The sequence below is a fragment of the Janthinobacterium sp. LPB2021202312-11-4 genome, assembly GCF_037049705.1.
In the GTDB taxonomy this organism is placed as follows: Bacteria; Pseudomonadota; Gammaproteobacteria; order Pseudomonadales; family Pseudomonadaceae; genus Aquipseudomonas.
In genome coordinates this window covers 146796-169357 of record NZ_JBAGKV010000004.1, presented here as the reverse complement: position 1 = coordinate 169357, position 22562 = coordinate 146796, and the positions used below count along the sequence as shown (strand labels likewise).

Sequence of the window (22562 nt, the reverse complement as noted above, 5' to 3'; positions counted from 1 at the left end):
TTTTAATGGCCGTCGATCAGGGTTTGGAGGCGATGGCTTTCTCTACGGCCTCAATAAATTCCGGGTTATCGGGTTTGGTCAGGCTGGAGAAATTGGCAATGACCTTGCCCTGGCGATCGACCACGTATTTGTAGAAATTCCACTTCGGCGCGCTGCTCTGCTTGGCGAGAACTTTGAATAGATGGGTCGCATCGTCACCGCGTACGGGCTGCGGCTCGGTCATGGTGAAGGTCACGCCATAGTTGACGTAGCAAACCTTGGCAGTCTCAGCGCCGTCCTTGGACTCCTGTTTGAAGTCATTGGACGGAACGCCGAGCACCTCCAGCCCTTGGTCCTTGTAGCGCTGATACAGCGCCTCAAGGCCTTTGAACTGCGGGGCGAAACCACAGAAGCTGGCGGTATTGACCACCACCAGCGGCTTGCCGGCATAGCGCTGGCACAGATCGATGGATTCCTTGGCTCGCAACTTGGGCAGCGAGCCCTGCAAGAGCTCCGGGCAGTCAGCCGCTTGCGCCAATCCGGTGAACGCCATCAGCAACGCGGGAACTGCAAGCCAGCGCTTGAGCATGTCGGTACATCCTTGAGAATTCGTCAGAAAACGAACTTACTCGCCCTCACGCCCTGCTAGCAAGCACCCATGCCCAACTGCATCAGCGCCAACCCGCCCTGATGCCAACCCCACCAGGACAAGGCCAGCAGCAACGCGCAAACGCCGATAATGGCCAGTCGCGGCCAAAGGCTGTTCACAGGGCACTCAACTGGGTTTGCAGCCGCGCCACCGGGCGCTCGCGCACCGGCCAGTTCAGGGCCGCCGCCAACAGACTCAAGAGAATCGCCACCTGCCAGATCAAGTCGTAGCTCCCGGTCCGGTCATACACCACCCCGCCCAACCAGCCGCCGAGGAACGAGCCGAGCTGGTGGAACAGGAACACAATCCCACCGAGCATGGACAGGTTTCGCACACCGAACAAGGTCGCCACGGTGCCATTGGTCAATGGCACCGTGGACAACCACAGGAAACCCATCGCCATGCCAAACAGATACGCCGTGGTCGTCGTCACCGGCGCCCAGAGGAATAGCCCGATCACCACCGCTCGCAACAGGTACAAACCGGTGAGCAAGCGCGGCTTGGACATCCGCCCGCCAAGCCAACCGGCGGTGTAGGTGCCGAAGATATTGAACAGCCCGATCAACGCCAGCACCGTGGTGCCCACGGTCGCCGGCAAGTGCTGATCCACCAGATAGGCCGGCAAGTGCACGCCAATGAACACCACTTGAAAACCACAGACAAAAAAGCCGAACGCCAGCAGCCAGAAGCCGGAATGGGAACAGGCTTCGCGCAAGGCTTCGGACAACGTTTGCTCATGGCCGAGCGTCGGCAGCGGCGTGTCCTTGAGCATGCTCACCAGCGGCACGATCAGTGCCACCAGCAGGCCCAACACCAACAGCGCGGCGGACCAGCCGAGCCAGCCGATCAGCCCCAGTGTGCCGGGCAGCATGGCGAACTGGCCGAACGAACCGGCAGCACTGGCAATGCCCATGCCCATGCTGCGTTTCTCTGGCGGCACGGCGCGGCCGACCACGCCGAGAATCACCGAGAACGAGGTGCCCGACAGGCCGATACCGATCAACAGGCCGGCGCTCAGGGACAAGGTCACTGCCGAGTCGGAAAGCCCCATGCAGATCAGGCCTGCGGCGTACAACAGACCGCCGACCAACACTACTTTTGCGGCACCGAAGCGGTCAGCCAGGGCGCCGGTGAAGGGCTGCGCCAGACCCCAGATCAGGTTTTGCAAAGCGATGGCGAACGCAAACACTTCGCGCCCCCAGCCGAACTGAGCGCTCATGGGTGACAGGAACAATCCGAAGCCGTGCCGAACCCCCAGCGACAACGCCAGGATCAGCGCACTCCCCACCAATACCCAACCGCACGTACGCCACATCGATGTCATTCTTATTCTCCGGTAGCGGGTATATACCCGCTTAAGATCGAACAAACCGGCGTCAAGCCAGTTCGTCCAGCAATTTCAGCAAGGTCTCACGTTTTTCGGCGCCCAAGCGGTCGACCAACCGTTGCTGCGCCGCTTCCCAGGCCGGCAGGGCTGCAGCCAGGCGCTCAGCCCCCGCCTCGGTGAGCCTGACGATGCGATTGCGCATATCCTCGCCTTCAACCAGCGCCACCAGCCCTTCGCCTTCCAGCACCCGCAGATTGCGCCCGAGGGTGCTGCGGTCCAGGCCCATGGCTTCGGCCAGGGTGGAAATACTCGGTTGATCCAGACGCTGCAGATTGCACAGCAAAGAATACTGGGCAACGTTGATCCCGAAGCCGTCGAGAGCGCCGTCGTAATGCCTGCTGACGCCACGGGCGGCGCGACGCAGGTTGATACATAAACATTGGGAGTCGAGCATGGTGCGTGTATATACCCGCGGTTAAATGAAAGCAAATTTTTGATACACAACCCTGCCACCGTATCGCACGTTCTGCTCAATCCCTTGTAGGAGCGAGGCTTGCCCGCGAAGGATTCACCTCGGTATTGCAGGCTCACCGCGTTATCGTTCTTCGCGGGCAAGCCTCGCTCCTACGGGATTAGTGCAAAGCCTACTAGCACGACCATTTCCAGCAATTCCAGCAACGCCCCCGCCGTATCGCCAGTCGTCCCGCCCAACCGTCGCAGCATCACCTGCCGCAACCAGACAAACACCGCCGCCGCCAGCACAACAGCGAAAACACCGCTCAGTCCAGCGATCAGGCCACACACCAGCGCACTGCCCGCCAACACCCGCCACCCCGCCTGACGCGGCAAATGATCCGCCAACGCCTGCCCCAACCCGCCGGCGCGCACATACGGCGTGGTCAAAAACAAACCCAGCAGCGCAGCACGACCCATCAACGGAACAATGAGCAAAACAACGCCCTGCCCCTGCTCGATCAACGCCAGCAACGCAGCGAATTTGAGCAGCAACACCAACACCAGCGTCACCACCGCAATCGGCCCGCTGCGAGGGTCTTTCATGATGGTCAGCGTGCGTTCACGGTCGCCAAACCCACCGAGCCACGCATCGGCGCTATCGGCCAGGCCATCCAGGTGCAGCGCGCCGCTGAGCAAGACCCAAACGGTCAGCAGCAGCGCCGCATGCAGCAACAACGGCGTGCCCGACAACAACCCGTTCAGCCCCCACAACAAACCACCGAACAGCAGCCCCACCAGCGGATAAAACAGCAGCGAGCGCCCCAACTCCTGAGGCGCCGGCATGCCCGGCAGACGAATCGGCAGGCTGCTCAAAAATTGCAGGGCGATCCAGAAGGGCAGCATGTTCAGCGCACTTCCTTTAGTACCGCGCCGGCCCCGACCGACAGCGAATGCAACGAAGCGTGGGCGACTTCAACGTTAAGCAACTGCTCACGGGGCAAACCGCGTGCCTGGGCCAGCAGCAGTTTCATTACCCCGCCATGGGTGATCAGCAGCACGCGCTCGCCCGCGTAGGTCGCGTGTAATCGCTGGACTGCCGCCAATATCCGCACCGAAAAATCGGCTACGGGCTCACCCTCGGGCGGCGTGAAGGAATACGGATCGGTCCAAAACAATCCCAACGCCTCGGCGCTGGTTTTCATCAGCTCGGCGGTGTTCTGCCCTTCCCACGCGCCGAAATGCAGTTCTTGCAGGTCTTTTTCCAGTTGAACCGGCAAGTCCAGTTGCCCGCCCAATTCATCGGCAAACCGTGCGCAACGTTGCAACGGCGAACTGACCAATCGATCCCAAGGCCCCTGCTCGATCACCGCCGCGCGCATCTGCGCCCAGCCCTTGTCGGTCAGTGCGTCGTCGAGGCTGCCGCGCAAACCGCCGCCGAGTTCGGTCTCGCCGTGGCGCAATAAATCCAGGCGCAACGTCATGCAGGACGATCCGCCACAGCCGCTTCGGCAAACGTCGCCATCTGCCCGTGAAGGTCGCACGCCAAACGCAACAATGGCACCGCCAACGCCGCACCACTGCCCTCGCCCAGACGCAGACCGAGATCGAGCAACGGCTCGGCGTTCAGCGTCTCAAGCACATGACGATGACCCGGCTCGGCACCGCGATGGCCGAACAGCAGCCATGGGCGGCATTCGGGATTCAGACGCACCGCCACCAACGCGGCGACGCTGCAAATAAAGCCATCCACCAGCACCGCAACGCCCTCCTGGGCACAGGCCAGATAGGCACCGACCAACGCCGCAATCTCAAAACCGCCGAGGTTGAACAGGGTTTGCAGCACATCGCCCCGCTGCGCGTCGTGCAACGCCAGCGCACGCTCAATCACTTGTGCCTTATGGCTGACACCCGCCGCGTTCAAACCGGTGCCCGGACCGGTCAAATGCACCACCGGGCAATCCAGCAAGGCACAGGCCAACGCACTGGCCGCCGTGGTGTTGCCGATGCCCATTTCGCCACCGATAAACAACTGCGCCCCGGTCGCGATGGCGCGCAACACGCTGTCGCGGCCGGCCTGCAACGCCAGTTCACCTTGAGCGGCGGTCATCGCCGGGCCGTTGACGAAATTGGCCGTGCCCGGGCCGACGTTCAGGTGCCGCACGCCCGGCAAGTTCAACGAGGGCGTGACGGTGCCGAGGTCGACCACTTCCAGTCGGGCACCCAGTTGCCGCGCCAACACACTGATCGCCGCGCCGCCGGTGACGAAGTTGTGCAGCATCTGCCCAGTGACTTCCTGCGGGAACGCCGACACCCCTTCCGCGACCACACCATGGTCACCGGCAAAAATCGCGATCCACAGCTGATCGAGGCTCGGCTTGACCTGCCCCTGCAACCCGGCCAGTTGCACGGCCACCGACTCCAACCGACCAAGGGAGCCGGCCGGTTTGGTCAGTTGTTGTTGCCGGGCCTCAGCCTGTTCGACGACGGCCGCATCGATCGGTTTGCACGGGTTCAGCCACCAGGATTGAGTCATAACGCAGTACCTTTCAGAGTCAGGGGCAGGCCGGCGACGGTCAGGACGACTCGCTGACAGCGCTCAGCCAGGGCTTGATGCAGCCAACCGGCTTCATCGACATAGCGGCGAGTCAATTCGCCCAGCGGCACGACACCCATTCCGGTCTCGTTGCTGACAAAAATAATTTCACCCGGCAGCGCGGCCAGGCCATCGAGCAAGGCATCTCGCTCGGCAGCGAGGCGCTCGGGGTTATCGAGCATCAGCAGATTGGTCAGCCACAGGGTCAGGCAATCCACCAACAGGCAGCGCTCGGCGCTGGCGTTTTCGCGCAGCACGCGGGCCAGTTCCAACGGCTCTTCGATCAGCGCCCATTCGGCAGGACGACGAGCACGGTGATGGGCGACGCGTTCATTCATCTCGCCATCCAGGGGTTGGCTGGTGGCGATGTAGGTCACTTGGCGCTGGCTGTCGGTGGCGAGTTTTTCAGCCAGGCGACTTTTGCCGGAGCGGGCGCCGCCGAGGATCAGTTGGAGCATGGTTCATTCCTTAACATCATCGGTGTGGTGACGGGCCTCTTCGCGGGCAAGCCTCGCTCCTACAAAGTCCGCGCCCAATATTTGCGGACACCGCTCCACCCGTAGGAGCGAGGCTTGCCCGCGAAGGCGTCCTCAAAACCCACAAAGCTCTCGGAGTAGCCGAGTATCCAGATGCTTCTCCACCAGATCGGCCAACCGCTCGATATCGCGCTCGCGCAAGGCGTGGTAATCCACGTCCTGCACATTCTGCAAACCCGCCCAGCGCAACAACGCACTGCTCGCCGCCGGTGACTCGAACAGCCCATGCAGGTAGGTGCCGAAAATCTGCCCGTCGAGGCTTTGTGCGCCGTCGCAACGGCCATCGTCCAATTGCACGGCGGCGTTTTCCAACGCCGGCCCGGTGGTCACGCCGGCATGAATTTCATAGCCACTGACCTCGGCATTCTCCAGCGCCAGGCGTCCGCGCACATTGCGCAACTGCTTCTCTGCTTCAAGCAAAGTGTCGAACGCCAGCAACCCCAGACCGGCACTGGAACCCGGCGCGCCTTCGAGGCCCAAGGGGTCGTGGACGTGCTCGCCGAGCATTTGCAGGCCACCGCAGATGCCCAGCACTTTGCCGCCGTAGCGCAGGTGTCGGGCAATCGCCGTGTCCCAGCCATTGGCGCGCAGGTACGCGAGGTCGCTGCGCACGCTTTTCGAGCCGGGAAGAATGATCAGGTCCGCCGAGGGAATCGTCTGGCCGGGGCCGATGAATTGCAGGTCCACTTGCGGATGCAGGCGCAGCGGATCGAAATCGGTGTGGTTGCTGATGCGCGGCAGTACCGGCACCACCACTTTCAACACTTGCTCAGCCTTGTCGGTCTGGCGCTGATCGATGCCGTCTTCGGCTTCCAGGTGCAGGTCCATCACATACGGCAAAACGCCGATCACCGGTTTGCCGGTGCGCTCTTCGAGCCAGTCGAGGCCCGGTTGCAGCAAGGCAATGTCGCCGCGAAAACGGTTGATGATGAAGCCTTTCACCCGCGCCTGTTCGCTCGGCGACAAGAGCTCCAGCGTCCCGACCAGATGAGCGAAAACCCCGCCGCGATTGATGTCGGCAATCAGCACCACCGGGCAGTCCACGGCTTCGGCAAACCCCATGTTGGCAATGTCGCCGGCACGCAGGTTGATCTCCGCCGGCGAACCGGCGCCTTCGACCATCACCACCGGATACGCCGCGCTCAGCCGTTCGTGGGAGGCCAGCACCGCTTGCATCGCGATGGCTTTGTAGTCGTGATAAGCGACCGCGTTCATGGTGGTGACGGCGCGACCGTGAATGATCACCTGGGCGCCGGTGTCGCTGTTGGGTTTGAGCAACACCGGGTTCATGTCGGTGTGCGGCTCAAGATTGGCCGCTTGGGCCTGCACCGCTTGGGCGCGGCCGATCTCGCCACCATCGGCGGTCACGGCGCTGTTCAATGCCATGTTCTGCGGCTTGAACGGCACAACCCGCACACCGTGGCGCGTGACCCAGCGACACAACGCCGTCACCAGGGTGCTTTTACCGGCGTCGGACGTGGTGCCCTGCACCATCAACGTTGTCATGGGATGTCCTTGGCGAAGGCTTGCAGGGCGTGTTCGAGACGGGTGAACTGCGCGTCATCGGCCGGCAAGCCGAAACGCAGGCTGCTGTTGTGTACAAACAACCGCAGCAAGATGCCGCGCCGGGCCATGAACTCATGCAGCGCCTCGGCGCGCTCGGTGATCAGCCACTGAAACAAGGCGCAACCGCCCTGAGGCTTGAGGCCGTATTGTTCCAGCAACGCGGCCAAACGCTGACTGCCCTCATCACTGCGCAGCCGTTGCCGCGCATGGCCTTCGGTATCTTGCAGGCAGGCCTGGCCCAGTACCCGGGTCGGCCCGCTGACCGCCCAGGGCCCGACTTGCTCGGCGAGTAATTTGAGCAACTTGCGCTCGGCCAGCACAAAGCCCAGCCGCACCCCGGCCAAACCGAAAAACTTGCCGAAGGAACGCAACACGATCAATCCGACCTGATTGGCAAACGCGGCCACGCTTAGCTGCGGTGTGTTGTCCATGAAGGCTTCATCCACCACCAGCCAGCCGCCACGCTGGGCCAGCCGTGAATGCCAGTCGAGCAAGCGACTCGGGCTCAGGCTCAGGCCCGTGGGGTTGTTCGGGTTGACCACCACCAGCACGTCGAGGCTGTCGAGAAAGAAGTCGACTTCCTGCTCCAGCACTTCGCGCACGATGTAGCCGTTGCGCCGCCACGCTTCGGCGTGTTCGGCATAACACGGCGACAGCACGCCGACCTTGCCGGCCCGGCGCAGACGCGGCAGCAACTGGATCGCCATTTGCGAACCGGCCACCGGCAGCACATGGGCCGCGTCGTAATAATCACAAGCGGCCTGCTCCAGACCGTCATTGGTTTCCGGCAAACGCGCCCAGGCGCGCAATGGAATCTCGGGAATCGGAAACGGCCAGGGCGCCAGGCCACTGGAGAGGTCCAGCCAATCGGCTTCGGCGATGCCGTATTCGAGCGCTGCCTTGCGCAAACGACCACCGTGCTCAAGCATAGAATTCAGCCCCAATGCAAAGGATCAGCAGCCATAACCATACGCCGCGCTGGACCAATTGCCAGCCACGGTCGATGGCGTCGGCATCCGCTGGCGGGCCTTCGCCCAGTGGCGGACGCTGATGCAATTCGCCGTGATAAATCGCCGCCCCGCCCAACTCGACGCCCAGCGCACCGGCACCGGAGGCCATCACCGGTCCGGCATTCGGGCTGTCCCAGGTCGGGCCCTGGGTGCGCCAGCATTTGAGCGCGAGTCGGGTTTTGCCCAGCAGTGCGTAGGTCAACGCCACCAGGCGTGCGGGAATGTAGTTGAGGACGTCGTCGATTTTTGCCGCCGCCCAGCCGAAGCGTTCGAAGCGTTCGTTGCGATAACCCCACATGGCGTCGAGGGTGTTGCTCAGTCGATAGAGCACCACGCCCGGCGCACCGGCCACGGCAAACCAGAACAGCGCGGCGAATACCGCGTCGCTGCCGTTTTCCAGCACGGATTCGGTGGCGGCGCGGGCAACTTCGGTCTTGTCCAGCTCGCTAGTCTGGCGACTGACCAGATAACCCACGCGCTTGCGCGCTTCGTCCAGATCATCGCTGCGCAGGGCCTTGGCCACGGGCTCGACATGCTCGCCGAGGCTGCGCATGCCGAGGGCGCAATACAGCGCGAGGATTTCCACCAGCCAACCAACGTAAGGCGCCCAGGACAGCGCGGTGGCCAGCAAGGTCAGCGGCAGCACCGCGATCACCCACGCGGTAACGCCGTGACTGCGCCAACCGCGACCGCCGGAGTTGAAACGCTGTTCAATGCGGTCGGCAAACCGGCCGAACGCCACCAGCGGATGCCAGCGTTTGGGTTCACCCAGCAGCGCATCCAGCGCCACTGCGGCGACACTCAACAACGCCACACTCATTGACTCACTCCCCAATAATTTTCATACAACAGTTCACTGAGCGGACGCGCCTGCGCCCAACCTTCCAGGACCAGCATCGGTGCCGGATAGAACGCCTTGACCGGCCCCAGGCACAGCACGGCCAACGGCTTGGCGCCGGCCGGCAAACCCAACAAATCGGCCAACGCTTGCGGCTCGAACAGCGACACCCAGCCCATCCCCAGCCCTTCGGCGCGGGAGGCCAGCCACAGGTTCTGGATCGCGCAGGACAGCGAGGCCATGTCCATTTCCGGCAAGGTACGGCGACCGAAGATGTGGCGCTCGCGATCATCCATCAACGCGGCCACCAGCACTTCGGCGCACTCGTTGATGCCTTCGACCTTGAGTTTCATGAACTCGTCGGTGCGCTCGCCGAGGGCTTCGGCGGTGCGGATGCGTTCTTCTTCCACCAGCAACTGGATCTTGCCGCGCAGGTCGCGATCGCTGATGCGGATGAAGCGCCAGGGCTGCATCAGGCCGACACTCGGTGCCTGGTGCGCGGCTTCGAGCAAACGCCGCAATAGCTCGGGCTCGACGGTGCCGCCGCTGAAGTGGCGCATGTCGCGGCGTTCGCCGATGGCTCGGTAGACCGCTTCGCGTTCGGCCTGACTGAATGCGTTGTCGCTCATGGCCTCTTCGCGAGCAAGCCCGCTCCCACAGGGGTTAGGTCATCCAGTGTGGAAGCAGGCTTGCTCGCGAATGCGGCCTCAAGATCCGGCGCAAACAGCGCAGCAATCGCCGCTGGATTGGACGGGAAATAAAAGTGCACATAAGAAGCCGTCATCCGCCCCTGACGATAAACCGCCTCCGCGCCGCGCCCGCCGTTGGGGCTCAGGCCGCGAGCGATGGGCTCAAGCTCGGTGCTGGTCAGCGAGTGATGATAGGTGTGGCCACGCAGCAGGCCTTCGGGCAGCTCGACTGCTTGCAACGCCAACGCGGCCAGACGCTTTTGCATCACCGCATCACCCGCCAGCAACCCGACCAGTTCAGCGCGGGTGCCTTCGACATCGGTCAACGAATCGAGCAGATACAACATGCCGCCACACTCAGCCAGCAACGGTTTACCCGCCGCGTGATGCGCGCGGATCGCGGTCAGCATCGAGGTGTTTTGCGCCAGTGCCACGTGATGCAGCTCGGGGTAACCACCGGGCAGGTAGAGGCTGTCCGCTTCGGGCAATCGGGCATCACGGATCGGCGAGAAGAATGACAACTCGGCGCCCATCGCCCGCAACAAATCCAGGCTCGCGCCGTAGGTGAAGGCGAACGCTTCGTCACGGGCCACGGCGATGCGCACGCCTTTAAGTAATGGCTCGGCTTCAAGCACATCCGGGGCGGCGAATTCGACGGCCGGTGGCAGCGCTACCTCGCAACTGCTGGCCAGCGCATTGGCGGCCGCGTCAAGGCGATGATCGAGGTCGTTCAACTCGCTGGCCTGGACCAACCCGAGGTGACGACTGGGCAATTCGATCCCGGTTTCCCGGGACAATGCGCCGTACCAACGCAAGCCTTCGGTCAGGCTGCCTTCAAGCAACTGCGCGTGACGCAAGGTGCCGACGCGGTTGGCCAGGACGCCGGCAAACGGCAGGTCTGGCTGATACTTCGCCAGCCCCAACGCCAGCGCGCCAAAGGTCTGGGCCATGGCGGTACCGTCGATGACGCCAAGCACCGGCACACCGAAGTGCCGCGCCAGGTCGGCGCTGGACGGCGTGCCGTCGAACAGGCCCATGACGCCTTCGATCAGGATCAGGTCGGCTTCGCCAGCCGCTTCCCACAACAATCGACGACTTTCCTGCTCGCCGACCATCCACATGTCCAATTGATAGACCGGCGCACCGCTGGCGCGCTCGAGAATCATCGGGTCGAGGAAGTCCGGGCCGCATTTGAACACGCGCACCTTGCGCCCCTGATTGCGATGCAAACGGGCCAGCGCGGCGGTGACGGTGGTCTTGCCCTGACCGGAGGCCGGCGCGGCAATCAGTACCGCCGGGCAATGACGTGGTTGACTCACAATTCGACGCCTTTTTGCGCTTTGATCCCGGCCTGGAACGCGTGCTTGATCACGTTCATTTCGGTAACGGTGTCGGCCAGCTCGATCATTTCCGGTTTGGCGCCGCGACCGGTGACGACCACGTGCTGCATCGGCGGGCGGGCCTGCAAGTCGCTGAGCACTTGATCGAGGTCGAGGTAGCCGTGCTTGAGGGCGATGTTCAATTCATCCAGCACCACCAGGCCAATCGACGGATCGCGCAGCAATTCGCGGGACACGGTCCACGCGGCTTCGGCGGCGGCGATGTCACGCTGGCGGTCCTGGGTTTCCCAGGTGAAGCCCTCGCCCATCACATGAAAGCGCACCTGCTCCGGAAAGCGGCGGAAGAACAACTCTTCGCCGGTGCTGTTGCGGCCCTTGATGAACTGCACCACACCGCACTGCATGCCGTGGCCCATGGACCGGGCGAGCATGCCGAAGGCCGAGCTGCTTTTGCCTTTGCCGTTGCCGGTCAGCACCAGCAGCAGGCCGCATTCGTTCGGCGAGTTGGCGATGCGTTCGTCGATCACGGCTTTTTTGCGCAGCATGCGCGCCAGGTGGCGTTCGTCACGATCGGGGGTGTCAGTCATGGGGAGCTCTCCGTTGAGGCTGGATAACGGCGGGCAGGCACAAGAATAGATGGCAAGAAGCCTGGCATCGCCCACCGTGATGCCGCTGGATGGATCAGGCCGGTCTCCGGGCTCATGAGCGGCGTTACGCCGGGCTGCGCGCCTTCCCATGCCAATCGACACAGTGGCTCAAGACGCAGCTTTGACTCATTTACCGTTGCGGGGGCAGCGCCGGGATCGTGGTTGTTCATTGATGCAGAACGTCACTCACCGGTTTCCCTGTTTCACTCTGTCGACCGCAGTCACAGAGCACCTGAAACAAGCCGCGAAGGTTAGAGGGTTGGGGGTGGAGCGTCAATTAAAGCAGGGGCGCCATCCGGCGAAAAACTGCCGTCGATCAATTAACTGACGCCAATCTTGTGCCACACTCCCAGCAGTGATATCAAAGAGCCACATCCCACAACACAATAACAAGGGTGAGCCCATGCAAGGCATGATCATCAGCAATCCGAAGCTGGAATTCCTGCGCCCGCTGCTGGAACGCTGGTTTGACTGTATCGACCGTTATAACGCGGTGCGCGGCGACAACGACACCCCCTACTGGCACGACGAAAAAGCCAATCTCGGGCTGCTCTCGGCGGCGGCGTGGATGGCGGAAATGGTCACGCTGCAACAGACACCGACCCGTAAACAAGCCGAAGAAGGCGAACGTAATGCCCGCGCCGACCTGCTGATTGCCAGCGGCGAGGCCCGCGCTTTCGTTCAGGCCACCCAGCGCTGGCCACGGGTCAATAGCCTGAACCTGACACAAGCCCTGGCGGATATCACCAGCGACGCGAAGCGAATCAGCCACACCAGCGACCTGAAACTCGGCTGTCTGTTCGTCGCCCCGCAAAAAACCCAGCACAGCGCCACCCCGGAAGAACTCCAGGACATGGTCGACGACCTGCAGAAGGAACACACCTGCGCCGTGGCCTGGTATTTCCCCTACGCCTACCGCAAGTTGCGTAACGAAGCGGGCAACTACCATCCCGGTATCGCCGTGCTGTTCAAAGAGGCGCGCGGCTGACCGGTTGAACCATCGCGGGCCTGCGCTTCTCTATTGAATAAGTCAGTGCATTCATAGGGAAGATCAGCATGCGCAATCCCCAGCTCGTTTTCGTCATCGCCCTCGCCGGCGGGCTCGCCGCCTGCGGTGAGACCTCCAGCCTGCAAGTCTCTGACGGCACCGGCCCGTCACCCAAACTCCCCGAACCGAACAAAACCCTGATCCCGACGGTGAACATCGCCCCGGCGATCGGCTGGCCGGCCGGCGCCAAACCGACAGCGGCGGCAGGCACGCAAGTCGCGGCCTTCGCCGAAGGTCTCGACCACCCACGCTGGCTCTACGTGCTGCCCAACGGCGACGTGCTGGTGGCCGAAACCAACGCGCCGCCCAAGCCCGATGACAGCAAAGGCATTCGCGGCTGGGTGATGAAGAAAGTCATGGGCCGCGCTGGTGCCGGCGTGCCGAGCCCGAACCGCATCACGCTGCTGCGGGACAAGGACCACGACGGCGTGGCCGAAACCCGCACGACGTTTATTGAAAACCTCAACTCACCGTTCGGCATGACCCTGGTCGGCAACGACCTGTACGTCGCCGACACGGATCGCTTGCTGCGTTTTCACTATGAAACCGGCGATACCGTGATCAAATCCGAGCCGATGAAAGTCATCGATTTGCCCGGCGGCACGCTGAATCACCACTGGACCAAAAACGTCATCGCCAGCAAGGACGGCAGCAAGCTCTACGTGACGGTGGGCTCCAACAGCAACGTCGGCGAAAACGGCCTGGCTGCCGAGGAAGGTCGCGCGGCGATCTGGGAAGTGGACCGCGCCACCGGCAATCACCGGATCTTCGCCTCTGGCCTGCGCAACCCCAACGGCATGGGCTGGGAACCGAACAGCGGTGCGCTCTGGACCTCGGTCAACGAGCGGGATGAGATCGGCAGCGACCTGGTGCCGGACTACATCACCTCGGTCAAGGACGGCGCGTTTTACGGCTGGCCGTTCAGTTATTACGGACAGCACATCGATGTGCGCGTCGAACCGCAGAACCCGGACCTGGTGGCCAAAGCCATCGCCCCGGATTACGCCGTCGGTCCGCACACCGCGTCGTTGGGCTTCACGTTTGCCGAGGGCAGCAAACTCCCGGCGCCGTTCACCAACGGCGCATTCATCGGCCAGCACGGCTCGTGGAACCGCAAACCGCATAGCGGCTATAAAGTGATTTTCGTGCCGTTCGCGGCGGGCAAGCCGACCGGCAAACCCGTGGATGTGCTGACCGGTTTCCTCGACAAGGATGAAAACGCCTTGGGCCGGCCGGTAGGCGTGGTGATCGACCAGCAAGGGGATTTGCTGGTAGCCGATGATGTGGGGAACAAGGTGTGGCGGGTTTCGGCGGTTAAATAAAGCAACGAATAGCCCGCGATGCCCGGCACTGAGCGATGGGCATCGCGGGTCCGGTCAACCCAGCAAATGCACCAGAAGAGGCTCAATCGAGGTTTCGCTCACCTCAAGCAATACCAGTGTCACCGGCAGCTTGAAGCGGCGCGGCCCCGCACTTCCGGGATTGAGATAGAGCCGCTCGCCGCGCCATTCGATACGCGGTTTGTGCGAATGGCCGGTGATCACCAGTTTCAGGCCCGTATCGAGCACCGCCGGGACGTCAGCCAAGTCATGTACCAACAATGCCTGCCACCCGCCGAGGTTGAAACGCAGCAGGTCGGGAAGCGTCTCTGCCCACGGTGCGTCCTGATCATTGTTCCCACGCACGACGTGCAGGGGAGCAATCGCCGAGAGCTGATGCAGAATGTCGGGTTTACCGATGTCACCCGCATGGATGATCTGCTCACAACCGTCCAGGGCCGCCAGCGCCTCGGCACGGAGCAAACCGTGGGTGTCTGAAATCACGCCAACTTTCATACAAATCTCCAGGGCAAATGCGTGCGACGGTGAGCGCGCGCGCGTGGCGTTCTTCATCAGTACTCGCGAACACCAATAGCACTTCAGGCAAAAGAATTGCGGTCATTGTCAGACGGCTTTTTTCAGCCTATCTTATACAAAACCTATACAAGATACTCATCAATGTACAATAAAGAGCCTTGGCCACTGACGCTGTACTTTGACGGTGAATGCCCACTCTGCGCACGAGAAATCAAGATCCTGCGCCGACACGCCATCGACAGTCGACTGCTGTTTGTTGACCTTGGCAACGATGCGTTTGATGCCCAGGCACTCGGTTTCACGCTTGAGCAAATGCAGTCGTCGTTGCATGCGCGTTTCGCCGATGGCCGCTGGGTGAGCGGCCTGGACGCCACCCTGTGGAGTTGGCGCGCCGCTGGCCTGGGGTTTTGGGCCACGCCACTGACATGGCGCGCCCTGCGACCGCTGCTCGCCGTCGGTTATCGCCTGTTCTGCCACTTACGCCCCCATTTGGCGTGGCTGCCTCACCCTGATGGCAGCCGTCGCTGTCGGGATAAACGCTGTGCGGTGCCCGCAACAAAATCTGTACAAGGCGAGCAACCACGCTGAAAACAAAGCGGGCCTGGAAAGCGTCACGGGTTCACAGGCCCGACGAAGAACCTGCGTCCAACTGACCCGGCGAAACCCGCGTTATCTGCGACACAGCGTGCGCAGCACAAATACCCCTACCGCCAAGGATTGCCGTCACCTGAAGCGCAGCATGGCTGCGAGGTATCCAAATGAACCCGTCATTAGCCGAGCATTACCGTGAAATTCTCGTCGGCGTCGGCGAGAACCCTGAGCGTGAAGGACTGCGGGATACGCCCAAGCGCGCCGCCAAAGCGATGCAGTACCTGTGCAACGGCTACACGATGAGTCTGGAGGACGTGACCAACGGCGCCCTGTTCGAATCGCAAAACGATGAAATGGTCATCGTGCGCGACATCGAGCTGTATTCATTGTGTGAGCATCACCTGCTGCCCTTCATCGGCAAGGCACATGTCGCGTACATCCCCACAGGCAGGGTGCTGGGCCTGTCGAAGGTCGCCCGGGTCGTCGACATGTTCGCGCGCCGCTTACAGATCCAGGAAAGCCTGACCAAACAAATTGCCGACGCTATCCATCACATCACTGATGCCGCCGGCGTGGCCGTGGTTATTGAGGCGAAACACATGTGCATGATGATGCGGGGCGTGGAGAAGCAAAACTCGGTGATGACGACCTCAGTGATGCTCGGCGCCTTTCGCGAGTCATCCGCCACGCGCCTGGAGTTCCTGCAACTGATTGGGCGACGCAGTTAACGCCTGGAAATCGCGCATGCCTGCAGGAGACGCTGAATGAACAGTCCCTTTGAAATGAACTCCCTTGGCGACGGCTACCGCGCCGTGGTGATTGGCGCCAGTGGAGCGCTTGGCTCGGCGTTTTGTGAATTGCTCAAGGAAGATCCTCGATGCTCGGTTGTTCGTGAGCTGGGGCGCACGAGTGTTCCAGGATTGGACCTGGAAACGCCCGACAGTATCGCGAAGGCGGCCGCCGAATTAGCTGAAGAAGCCCCGTACCAGTTGATCTTGCATGCCGCCGGGCTGCTGCATCGCGACGGAATCAAACCTGAAAAGAGTTACTCCGCGATTGAGACGGATGCGTTTCAGGCTGTGTTTCAGGTCAACGCACTAGGGCCGGCGCTTGTTTTGCGTCACTTTTTGCCACTGCTTGACCCTCGTGGCGCGATGGCAGTGCTCAGCGCCAAGGTCGGCAGTATCGGCGACAACCGCTTGGGCGGCTGGTATGCCTATCGCGCCTCCAAGGCCGCGTTGAACATGTTGATCAAAACGGCGGCGATCGAACTGGCGCGAACCCGCCCGCAAACCCGCTTGCTGAGTCTGCATCCAGGCACCGTCATTTCGGGCCTTTCACAGCCCTTCCGTAGCGCCTCTGCAGCCAGGCCGGCAAACAGGGCGGCCCATGAGTTGTTATCACTGATCGACCGTCTGACGCCTGCCGACAGCGGCAATTTCTTTGCTTATAACGGTGAGCGCCTACCTTGGTAGGCAAGGAGTAAACCTTGATTCACATTCCGCCGGGGACAGGCAAATGAGCAAGACTCGCCGACTGTGTCTGGTTCTGGGCGACCAACTGTCCTTCGACCTGCCCTCATTGCAGGGCCTGGACCCCGAGCGCGATACGGTTCTGCTGGCGGAGGTGATGGAAGAAGCCAGCCATGTGCCCCATCACCCGCAAAAAATCGCCCTGATCTTCAGTGCAATGCGTCATTTTGCCGAGGCATTGAAGCAGCGTGGCGTCCGCGTGCAGTACGTCACCCTCGATGATCCGCACAATAGCGGATCGGTGCCGGGTGAATTGCGGCGCTGGCAATCGCTGCTGCAACCGGATGAGTTGCACCTGACAGAGTGCGGTGACTGGCGCCTGGAGCAGTCACTCAAGGACTGCAGCTTAGCGATCCAGTGGCATGGCGATAGCCGCTTTCTCTGCACCCGTGCCGAATTTTCGTCCTGGGCCGAAGGCAAAAAGCAACTGCGCATGGAGTTCTTCTACCGTGAGATGCGGCGCAAAAGCGGCCTGCTGCTCAATGGTGACGGCAGCCCGGTGGGCGGCGCCTGGAACTTTGATGCCGACAACCGCAAGGCCCTGCCCAAAGGCGTGAGGGCGCCTTCGCCGGTGCGCTTTTCGGCCGATGCAATCACTCAGGAAGTGCTTGAGCTGGTCGCAAAAAACTTCGCCAGCCACTATGGCGCCCTCGACAGCTTCGACTACCCGGTTACCCACGCCGAGGCCCAAGCCTTGTGGGATTACTTTCTCGATTGGGGCCTGGCCGCATTCGGCGACTACCAGGATGCGATGGCCAGCGATGAACCCTTTTTGTTTCATGCGCGGATCAGCGCCGCACTGAATATTGGCCTGCTGGACTTACGGCAGTTGTGCAGCGACGTCGAGGCCGCGTATTGGGCGCACAGAATTCCGCTGAATGCCGCAGAAGGCTTTATCCGCCAACTCATCGGCTGGCGTGAATACGTACGGGGCGTGTACTGGCTGAAGATGCCCGACTACGCCGGCGGCAATCTGTTTGGCAATACCCGGCCGCTTCCCGAGTTCTACTGGACGGGCGACACCAGGATGAACTGCATGGGCCAGGCCATCGGCCAAAGTCTGAAACATGCCTATGCCCACCATATCCAGCGGCTGATGGTGACCGGCAACTTTGCACTGCTGGCCGGCATCGCGCCGAGCCAGATTTGCGACTGGTACCTGGCGATCTACATGGACGCCTTCGACTGGGTTGAACTGCCCAATACCTTGGGCATGGTCATGCACGCCGATGGCGGCTACCTGGGTTCCAAACCTTACTGCGCCAGTGGCCAATATATAAAGCGCATGTCGGATTACTGCCGTAACTGCGCGTACAAAGTTACTGAAAGCACGACCGACGACGCCTGCCCTTTCAATGCGCTGTACTGGCATTTCCTGATGCGTCACGGCGACCTTCTGCGCAGCAATCAGCGCCTGGGCATGGTCTACAAAAACCTCGATCGCATGACTGAACCCAAGCAACAAGCGCTCTGGGAACGGGGCCAGCAACTGCTCGCCAAACTGGATGCCGGGGAGTCGTTTTGAACAAGCGTGAACTGCCGGTCAAAACCTGTGCGGTCTGCGGATTGCCCTTCGCCTGGCGCAAGAAATGGGCGCGCTGCTGGGGCGAGGTGCGTTACTGCTCGGAGCGTTGTCGGCGCAACAAATCAGCTGAACGCTGAGCCTCGCTTACCTTTTGCGGCAAAGGGTCAGGCCATCACCTAGGGGCAACAACGACAAATCCACCCGCGAGTCATCCTTCAAGGCACGATTGAGGGCCTGAATGGCTCGGGTGTCAGTGCTTTCGGGATTGCTTTCCAGCACCCGTCCGCTCCACAGCGTGTTATCGAACACCGCCAGACCACCGACCCGCAGCAAGCGCAGGGCATGTTCGAGATAACTCGGGTAGTTGGCTTTGTCGGCATCGATGAAGATCAGATCAAACGGCCCTGACAGTTGAGCGAGGGTGTCCAGCGCGGGCGCCAGACGCAGGTCGATGCGCTCGGCCAGGCCCGCCTCCTGCCAGTAACGTCGGGCAGTGGCGTTGTAATCGCCTGGGATGTCGCAACAGATCAGCGAGCCGTCGTCCGGCAAAGCGGCCGCCATGCACAAGGCGCTGTAACCGGTGAAGGTGCCGATTTCCAGCAAACGCCGGGCGCCGGTGAGTTTGACCAGTAACGCGAGGAATTGCCCCTGCTCCGGCGCCACTTGCCAGCGCGCCATGGGCAGCGCCTGGGTTTCGTCACGCAAGCGCTTGAGCAGCGGCGTTTCCCGGAGGGAAACGTCGAGCAGGTAGTGGTAAAGCGAATCGTCGAGATTGAGCGTGCGAGCGGTCATGACAACCTCTTGCTGCAAAAACTACTGATTACGCGCCAGGTGCTCAGGTTGCAAGACACGCTTGGCGCTCAGATAAGCTTTCTGCCAGTAGGCTTTGGACAAACTGTCGAGCTTCACCGTGCCGCCGGTCGCCGGGGCATGAACGAAGCGACCTTCGCCGACGTAGATCCCGGCGTGACTGACCTGGGAGCCGCCGTTGGTGGCAAAGAAAATCAGGTCACCGGTTTGCAGGCCTTCCTTGCCGACATTGGCCGCTTGCATGCTGATCATTTCGCGCGTGGTACGCGGCAGGGAAATCCCGGCGACATCACGGTAAACGTAACCGATCAGGCCGCTGCAATCGAATCCGGAGTCCGGCGTGTTGCCACCCCAGCGGTAAGGCGTGCCCACCAGGCCGAGGGCGCGAAACAACACGTCTTCCGCTTCCGGGGAGAATGCCTGGGAGGAGCCGAAAACAATCGGGGCGCGAACCACCACCGGCGCGGGCGGCGGGGTACGGCTGGCGCAGGCGCTGAGCAGCGCTGCGAAGAACATCAGTGTGAGGCGGGCCGACATCGTCATAAGCAGAACATCCTGATCTGGCTGCGGCTTTTTTTCTGCCGGGAAGACAGAAAAGAAAACCGCCTGCGCAGGACGCAGGCGGTTTGCCATCAATAATAGATCAGGATTCTAGCGCCTATACGGCAAACTTCAAGTAAGACTTTAAGTTCGCCTTACAGAAAGTGTGCTTACTTGCGAGCGGTGACCACGGTCGGGGCCATGGCGAGTGCGCGCTTGGCTTCGATGAAGGTCTTGCTCCAGTAGCTATCGCCCAGGTTATCGACCCGCACGCCACCGCTTTTGCGGCTGCTGGAGTGGATGAACTGGTCATCACCGAGGTAGATACCGGCGTGACTGACGCGACCGCGACGACCGTTCGTGGCGAAGAACAGCAAATCGCCAGGCTTGAGGTTGTTGCGCGACACCAGTGGGGCATCCACGTTGATCATTTCGCGAGTGGAGCGTGGCAGGTTCATGCCGGCCTCTTCACGAAACAGGTAGCCGATGAAACCGCTGCAGTCGAAACCGGCTTCAGAGGTACCGCCGAAACGGTAACGGGTACCGATCAGGGACATGCCGCGTTCGAGGATGCTGTCAGCCAGAACCGGAAGCTGGTACGACTTGCCATCGGCGAAGTCAGCCAGTTCTTTTTCGGTGGCCATCTCTTCCTGATAAAGAACGGAAGATTGGGCGGTAACAGAGTTTTTAACCTGGTGTTGTTGCTCTTGCTGGGACACTGGAGAGTGAGCAGCGCAACCAAACAACAGGGTGACGAGTGCGAGAGGCACGAGGGGTGCGAAGCGATTTAGCATGGGCACGACCGTGGCTGATAGTTGTAAAGAAGCCGAGACTATGCCCGCTATCGACCTCATTTGCAAATTCAATCGATCTTTATGTGACTTCTCGGTTTCTCGTTTACATCTAAGCGCTTAAGCCCATTTTGAAAGTTAGCGCAGCCTGCCACCCCGCAGGAAAGCGGATTTTCTGACGCCTGAAATATGCCAAAACCCGCTACAGGCCGCGGTTTTACCAGCCCAGGGTTTCTTTCAAAAAGGGAATCGTCAGCTTGCGCTGAGCTTGAAGAGAGGCCTGATCGAGGCGCTCAAGCAGCTCGAAAAGCGCGCTCATGCTGCGGGTACCACGGGTCAAAATAAAATGCCCGACTTCGTCGGTCAGGTGCAAACCGCGACGGGACGCACGCAATTGCAAGGCGCGTAATTTGTCTTCATCGGAGAGCGGACGCATCTGGAAGATCAGCGCCAGGGTGAGCCGCGATTTGAGATCCGCCAATTTCACCGGCAGTTCACGCGGCGAGGTCGACGCGGCGATCAGCAGACGCCGGCCACTGTCCCGCAGCCGATTGAACAGATGGAACAGCGCCTCTTCCCAATCCGCACGCCCGGCGACAGCTTGCAGATCATCCAGGCAGACCAGTTCGTATTGTTCAAGGTTGTCGAGGATTTCGATGCCGCGATCCAGCAACTCGGCCAGCGGCAGGTAAACCGCCGGCTCGCCCATTTGCTCGAAGCGCAGGCAGGCGGCCTGCAACAAGTGCGTGCGCCCTACTCCGTCCTTGCCCCAGAGGTAAATCAGGCTCTCGGTCCAGCCGGCGTCGGCTTCGCATAGACGCTCGACATAGCCGAGTGCTGCGGCATTGGCGCCTGGGTAGTAATTGATAAAGGTAGCGTCATCACGCAGACGCACACCTAGGGGCAGCTGAATCGGTTTCATGCTGACTGAACAGTTCCAAAGGAACCGTTAGTGGCCTCTGTGTAAAGTTTGCGAAGTTTATACCCGTGAGGCAGCCCGCACAATGCGGCAGACCACAAGCAAAATCAAAGGTTTGCGTTAACGCACTGGTTTTATGACAGTTTCTTTGGCGGTGCATGTGACAGCCAAGGGAGGGAAGCGGGCCAGCCTGGCGATAAACCAGGCCGCCCGCGACGCGTGATCAAACCAGCTTAAAGCTCGGGTTCATCGACGCCGCTGTACACATCCGAATCTTTATACAAATCATGCAGATGGCGCACCAGCACCATAATCACCGCCGCCACCGGCAACGCCAGCAGCACCCCGGTAAAACCGAACAGTTCGCCACCGGCCAGAATCGCGAAAATCACCGCCACCGGATGCAGGCCGATCCGGTCGCCGACCAGCAACGGCGTCAGCACCATGCCTTCCAGCGCCTGCCCAACCATGAAGACCGCAACGATGCCAAGCATCGGATACAGGTCGCCGTGGAACTGGAACAGCCCGGCAATCAACGCCGCGCCAATCCCGATGACAAACCCCATGTACGGCACGATGGCCGCCAGACCGGCAATCAGACCGATCAACAGGCCCAGCTCCAGCCCAACCAGCATCAGGCCTGCGGCATAGATCACGCCCAACGCCAGCATCACCAGCAACTGCCCGCGCACAAATGCACCGAGCACTTCATGGCACTCACCGGCCAGGGTCACCACGCGCTCTTCGCGGTCGCGGGGCAACAGGCTGCGGATCTTCGCCATCATCAGATCCCAATCGCGCAGCAGGTAGAAGCTCACCACCGGGATCAGCACCAGATTGGCCAGCCAGCCGATCAACGCCAGCCCGGACGCCGTCGCGTGGCTCAGCACCACCCCGACAATGTCGGTGGTCTGGTCCATGTGCTCGGTGATCGCTGCTTTGACTTTGTCGAACTTCCAGAAGTTATCCGACAGGCCAAATTTCGACTGTGCCCAAGGCAGCGCCGTGTGCTGCAACCAGTCGAGCATCTGCGGCGCCAGTTCATACAAGCGGAACAACTGCTTGGCGAGCATCGGTACCAGCACCAGCAGCAAGGTGGTGAAGATCAAGGTAAACAGTGCAAACACCGCCACCACGCCCCAAGTCCGCGACAGGCCGGCCTTCTCCAGCCGATCCACGAGAGGATCGAACAGATAGGCCAACAGCAACGCCACCAGAAACGGCGTCAGGATCGGATGCAACAGCCAGACGAACACGCAGAGCAGGACCACCCCACCCAACCAGAACCAACGCCGCGTATCGGCCATATACAACTCCCTA

27 protein-coding genes and 1 riboswitch are annotated in these 22562 nt (G+C 61.4%); of the genes, 7 read left to right on the top strand and 20 right to left on the bottom strand.

Features of this window, described 5'->3' with window-relative positions; all coding sequences use genetic code 11:
* Window positions 1–16: 16 nt before the first annotated feature.
* From V5E99_RS06275 to cobO, 14 genes are all read right to left on the bottom strand, one after another.
* On the bottom strand, window positions 17–568 hold the full coding sequence (locus tag V5E99_RS06275; protein ID WP_499801655.1) for a glutathione peroxidase: 552 nt from the start codon (window positions 566–568) through the stop codon (window positions 17–19).
* Window positions 569–624: 56 nt separating this feature from the next.
* Complete coding sequence (locus V5E99_RS06270; protein ID WP_499801654.1) at window positions 625–747, bottom strand: hypothetical protein; 123 nt, start codon at window positions 745–747, stop codon at window positions 625–627.
* Window positions 744–1952: an MFS transporter gene (locus V5E99_RS06265; protein WP_499801653.1), complete on the bottom strand. Its 1209-nt coding sequence runs from the start codon at window positions 1950–1952 to the stop codon at window positions 744–746. Before V5E99_RS06265 ends, V5E99_RS06270 begins: the two co-directional genes overlap by 4 nt.
* Before the next feature lie 52 nt (window positions 1953–2004).
* The gene (locus tag V5E99_RS06260) at window positions 2005–2409 is read right to left on the bottom strand and encodes a MarR family winged helix-turn-helix transcriptional regulator (RefSeq protein WP_499801652.1); all 405 of its coding nucleotides are present in this window, start codon (window positions 2407–2409) and stop codon (window positions 2005–2007) included.
* Window positions 2410–2579: 170 nt separating this feature from the next.
* Window positions 2580–3314: an adenosylcobinamide-GDP ribazoletransferase gene (locus V5E99_RS06255; protein WP_499801651.1), complete on the bottom strand. Its 735-nt coding sequence runs from the start codon at window positions 3312–3314 to the stop codon at window positions 2580–2582.
* A 2-nt stretch (window positions 3315–3316) separates the two neighbouring features.
* Window positions 3317–3892: an alpha-ribazole phosphatase family protein gene (gene cobC, locus V5E99_RS06250; RefSeq protein ID WP_499801650.1), complete on the bottom strand. Its 576-nt coding sequence runs from the start codon at window positions 3890–3892 to the stop codon at window positions 3317–3319.
* Window positions 3889–4944, bottom strand: a complete 1056-nt coding sequence (gene cobT, locus V5E99_RS06245; protein ID WP_499801649.1) for a nicotinate-nucleotide--dimethylbenzimidazole phosphoribosyltransferase — start codon at window positions 4942–4944, stop codon at window positions 3889–3891. The genes cobC and cobT overlap by 4 nt, the downstream gene beginning before the upstream one ends.
* Window positions 4941–5462 (bottom strand): bifunctional adenosylcobinamide kinase/adenosylcobinamide-phosphate guanylyltransferase, encoded by a 522-nt coding sequence (gene cobU / locus V5E99_RS06240; protein WP_499801648.1) that lies wholly within the window; start codon window positions 5460–5462, stop codon window positions 4941–4943. Before cobU ends, cobT begins: the two co-directional genes overlap by 4 nt.
* Window positions 5463–5594: 132 nt before the next feature.
* On the bottom strand, window positions 5595–7046 hold the full coding sequence (locus V5E99_RS06235) for a cobyric acid synthase (RefSeq protein WP_499801647.1): 1452 nt from the start codon (window positions 7044–7046) through the stop codon (window positions 5595–5597).
* A complete protein-coding gene (gene cobD / locus V5E99_RS06230) occupies window positions 7043–8035 on the bottom strand; it encodes a threonine-phosphate decarboxylase CobD (RefSeq protein WP_499801646.1) in 993 nt (330 codons plus the stop codon). The genes V5E99_RS06235 and cobD overlap by 4 nt, the downstream gene beginning before the upstream one ends.
* Window positions 8028–8936, bottom strand: coding sequence for an adenosylcobinamide-phosphate synthase CbiB (gene cbiB, locus V5E99_RS06225; protein WP_499801645.1), 909 nt, complete (start codon window positions 8934–8936; stop codon window positions 8028–8030). The genes cobD and cbiB overlap by 8 nt, the downstream gene beginning before the upstream one ends.
* Window positions 8933–9583, bottom strand: a complete 651-nt coding sequence (gene bluB, locus V5E99_RS06220; RefSeq protein ID WP_499801644.1) for a 5,6-dimethylbenzimidazole synthase — start codon at window positions 9581–9583, stop codon at window positions 8933–8935. Before bluB ends, cbiB begins: the two co-directional genes overlap by 4 nt.
* Window positions 9580–10962, bottom strand: coding sequence for a cobyrinic acid a,c-diamide synthase CobB (locus V5E99_RS06215; protein WP_499801643.1), 1383 nt, complete (start codon window positions 10960–10962; stop codon window positions 9580–9582). Before V5E99_RS06215 ends, bluB begins: the two co-directional genes overlap by 4 nt.
* Window positions 10959–11570, bottom strand: coding sequence for a cob(I)yrinic acid a,c-diamide adenosyltransferase (cobO, locus tag V5E99_RS06210; protein WP_499801642.1), 612 nt, complete (start codon window positions 11568–11570; stop codon window positions 10959–10961). Before cobO ends, V5E99_RS06215 begins: the two co-directional genes overlap by 4 nt.
* 80 nt (window positions 11571–11650) lie before the next feature.
* A riboswitch (cobalamin riboswitch) is annotated at window positions 11651–11881 on the bottom strand.
* Between the two features lie 152 nt (window positions 11882–12033).
* Here cobO and V5E99_RS06205 point away from each other — a divergent pair.
* A complete protein-coding gene (locus V5E99_RS06205; RefSeq protein ID WP_499801641.1) occupies window positions 12034–12618 on the top strand; it encodes a hypothetical protein in 585 nt (194 codons plus the stop codon).
* Between the two features lie 68 nt (window positions 12619–12686).
* Window positions 12687–14000: a PQQ-dependent sugar dehydrogenase gene (locus V5E99_RS06200; protein ID WP_499801640.1), complete on the top strand. Its 1314-nt coding sequence runs from the start codon at window positions 12687–12689 to the stop codon at window positions 13998–14000.
* A gap of 54 nt (window positions 14001–14054) precedes the next feature.
* On the opposite strand, the gene V5E99_RS06195 is transcribed toward V5E99_RS06200, so the two are convergent.
* Window positions 14055–14513: a metallophosphoesterase family protein gene (locus V5E99_RS06195; RefSeq protein ID WP_499801639.1), complete on the bottom strand. Its 459-nt coding sequence runs from the start codon at window positions 14511–14513 to the stop codon at window positions 14055–14057.
* A gap of 162 nt (window positions 14514–14675) precedes the next feature.
* Here V5E99_RS06195 and V5E99_RS06190 point away from each other — a divergent pair, with 162 nt between their 5' ends.
* The 5 genes from V5E99_RS06190 (at window position 14676) to V5E99_RS06170 (ending at window position 18319) form a co-directional block, all read left to right on the top strand.
* A complete protein-coding gene (locus tag V5E99_RS06190) occupies window positions 14676–15122 on the top strand; it encodes a thiol-disulfide oxidoreductase DCC family protein (RefSeq protein WP_499801638.1) in 447 nt (148 codons plus the stop codon).
* Window positions 15123–15292: 170 nt separating this feature from the next.
* A complete protein-coding gene (gene folE / locus V5E99_RS06185; RefSeq protein WP_499801637.1) occupies window positions 15293–15853 on the top strand; it encodes a GTP cyclohydrolase I FolE in 561 nt (186 codons plus the stop codon).
* Window positions 15854–15889: 36 nt separating this feature from the next.
* Window positions 15890–16600 carry an SDR family NAD(P)-dependent oxidoreductase gene (locus V5E99_RS06180; protein WP_499801636.1) on the top strand — a complete coding sequence of 237 codons (711 nt, stop codon included), beginning with the start codon at window positions 15890–15892 and terminating at the stop codon, window positions 16598–16600.
* Window positions 16601–16643: 43 nt separating this feature from the next.
* The gene (locus V5E99_RS06175; protein WP_499801635.1) at window positions 16644–18182 is read left to right on the top strand and encodes a cryptochrome/photolyase family protein; all 1539 of its coding nucleotides are present in this window, start codon (window positions 16644–16646) and stop codon (window positions 18180–18182) included.
* Entirely contained in the window at window positions 18179–18319 is a 141-nt protein-coding gene (locus V5E99_RS06170; protein WP_499801634.1) for a DUF2256 domain-containing protein, read from the top strand. Before V5E99_RS06175 ends, V5E99_RS06170 begins: the two co-directional genes overlap by 4 nt.
* 7 nt (window positions 18320–18326) lie before the next feature.
* On the opposite strand, the gene V5E99_RS06165 is transcribed toward V5E99_RS06170, so the two are convergent.
* The 5 genes from V5E99_RS06165 to V5E99_RS06145 all read right to left on the bottom strand — a co-directional run bounded on the left by V5E99_RS06165 (window position 18327) and on the right by V5E99_RS06145 (window position 22549).
* Entirely contained in the window at window positions 18327–18974 is a 648-nt protein-coding gene (locus V5E99_RS06165; RefSeq protein ID WP_499801633.1) for an O-methyltransferase, read from the bottom strand.
* 21 nt (window positions 18975–18995) lie between these two features.
* Window positions 18996–19535 (bottom strand): C40 family peptidase, encoded by a 540-nt coding sequence (locus tag V5E99_RS06160; RefSeq protein WP_499801632.1) that lies wholly within the window; start codon window positions 19533–19535, stop codon window positions 18996–18998.
* A 167-nt stretch (window positions 19536–19702) separates the two neighbouring features.
* The gene (locus tag V5E99_RS06155; RefSeq protein ID WP_499801631.1) at window positions 19703–20176 is read right to left on the bottom strand and encodes a C40 family peptidase; all 474 of its coding nucleotides are present in this window, start codon (window positions 20174–20176) and stop codon (window positions 19703–19705) included.
* A 364-nt stretch (window positions 20177–20540) separates the two neighbouring features.
* Window positions 20541–21245, bottom strand: coding sequence for a DnaA regulatory inactivator Hda (gene hda, locus V5E99_RS06150; protein WP_054049492.1), 705 nt, complete (start codon window positions 21243–21245; stop codon window positions 20541–20543).
* A gap of 230 nt (window positions 21246–21475) precedes the next feature.
* Window positions 21476–22549, bottom strand: a complete 1074-nt coding sequence (locus tag V5E99_RS06145) for an AI-2E family transporter (RefSeq protein WP_499801630.1) — start codon at window positions 22547–22549, stop codon at window positions 21476–21478.
* Between the last annotated feature and the right edge of the window lie 13 nt (window positions 22550–22562).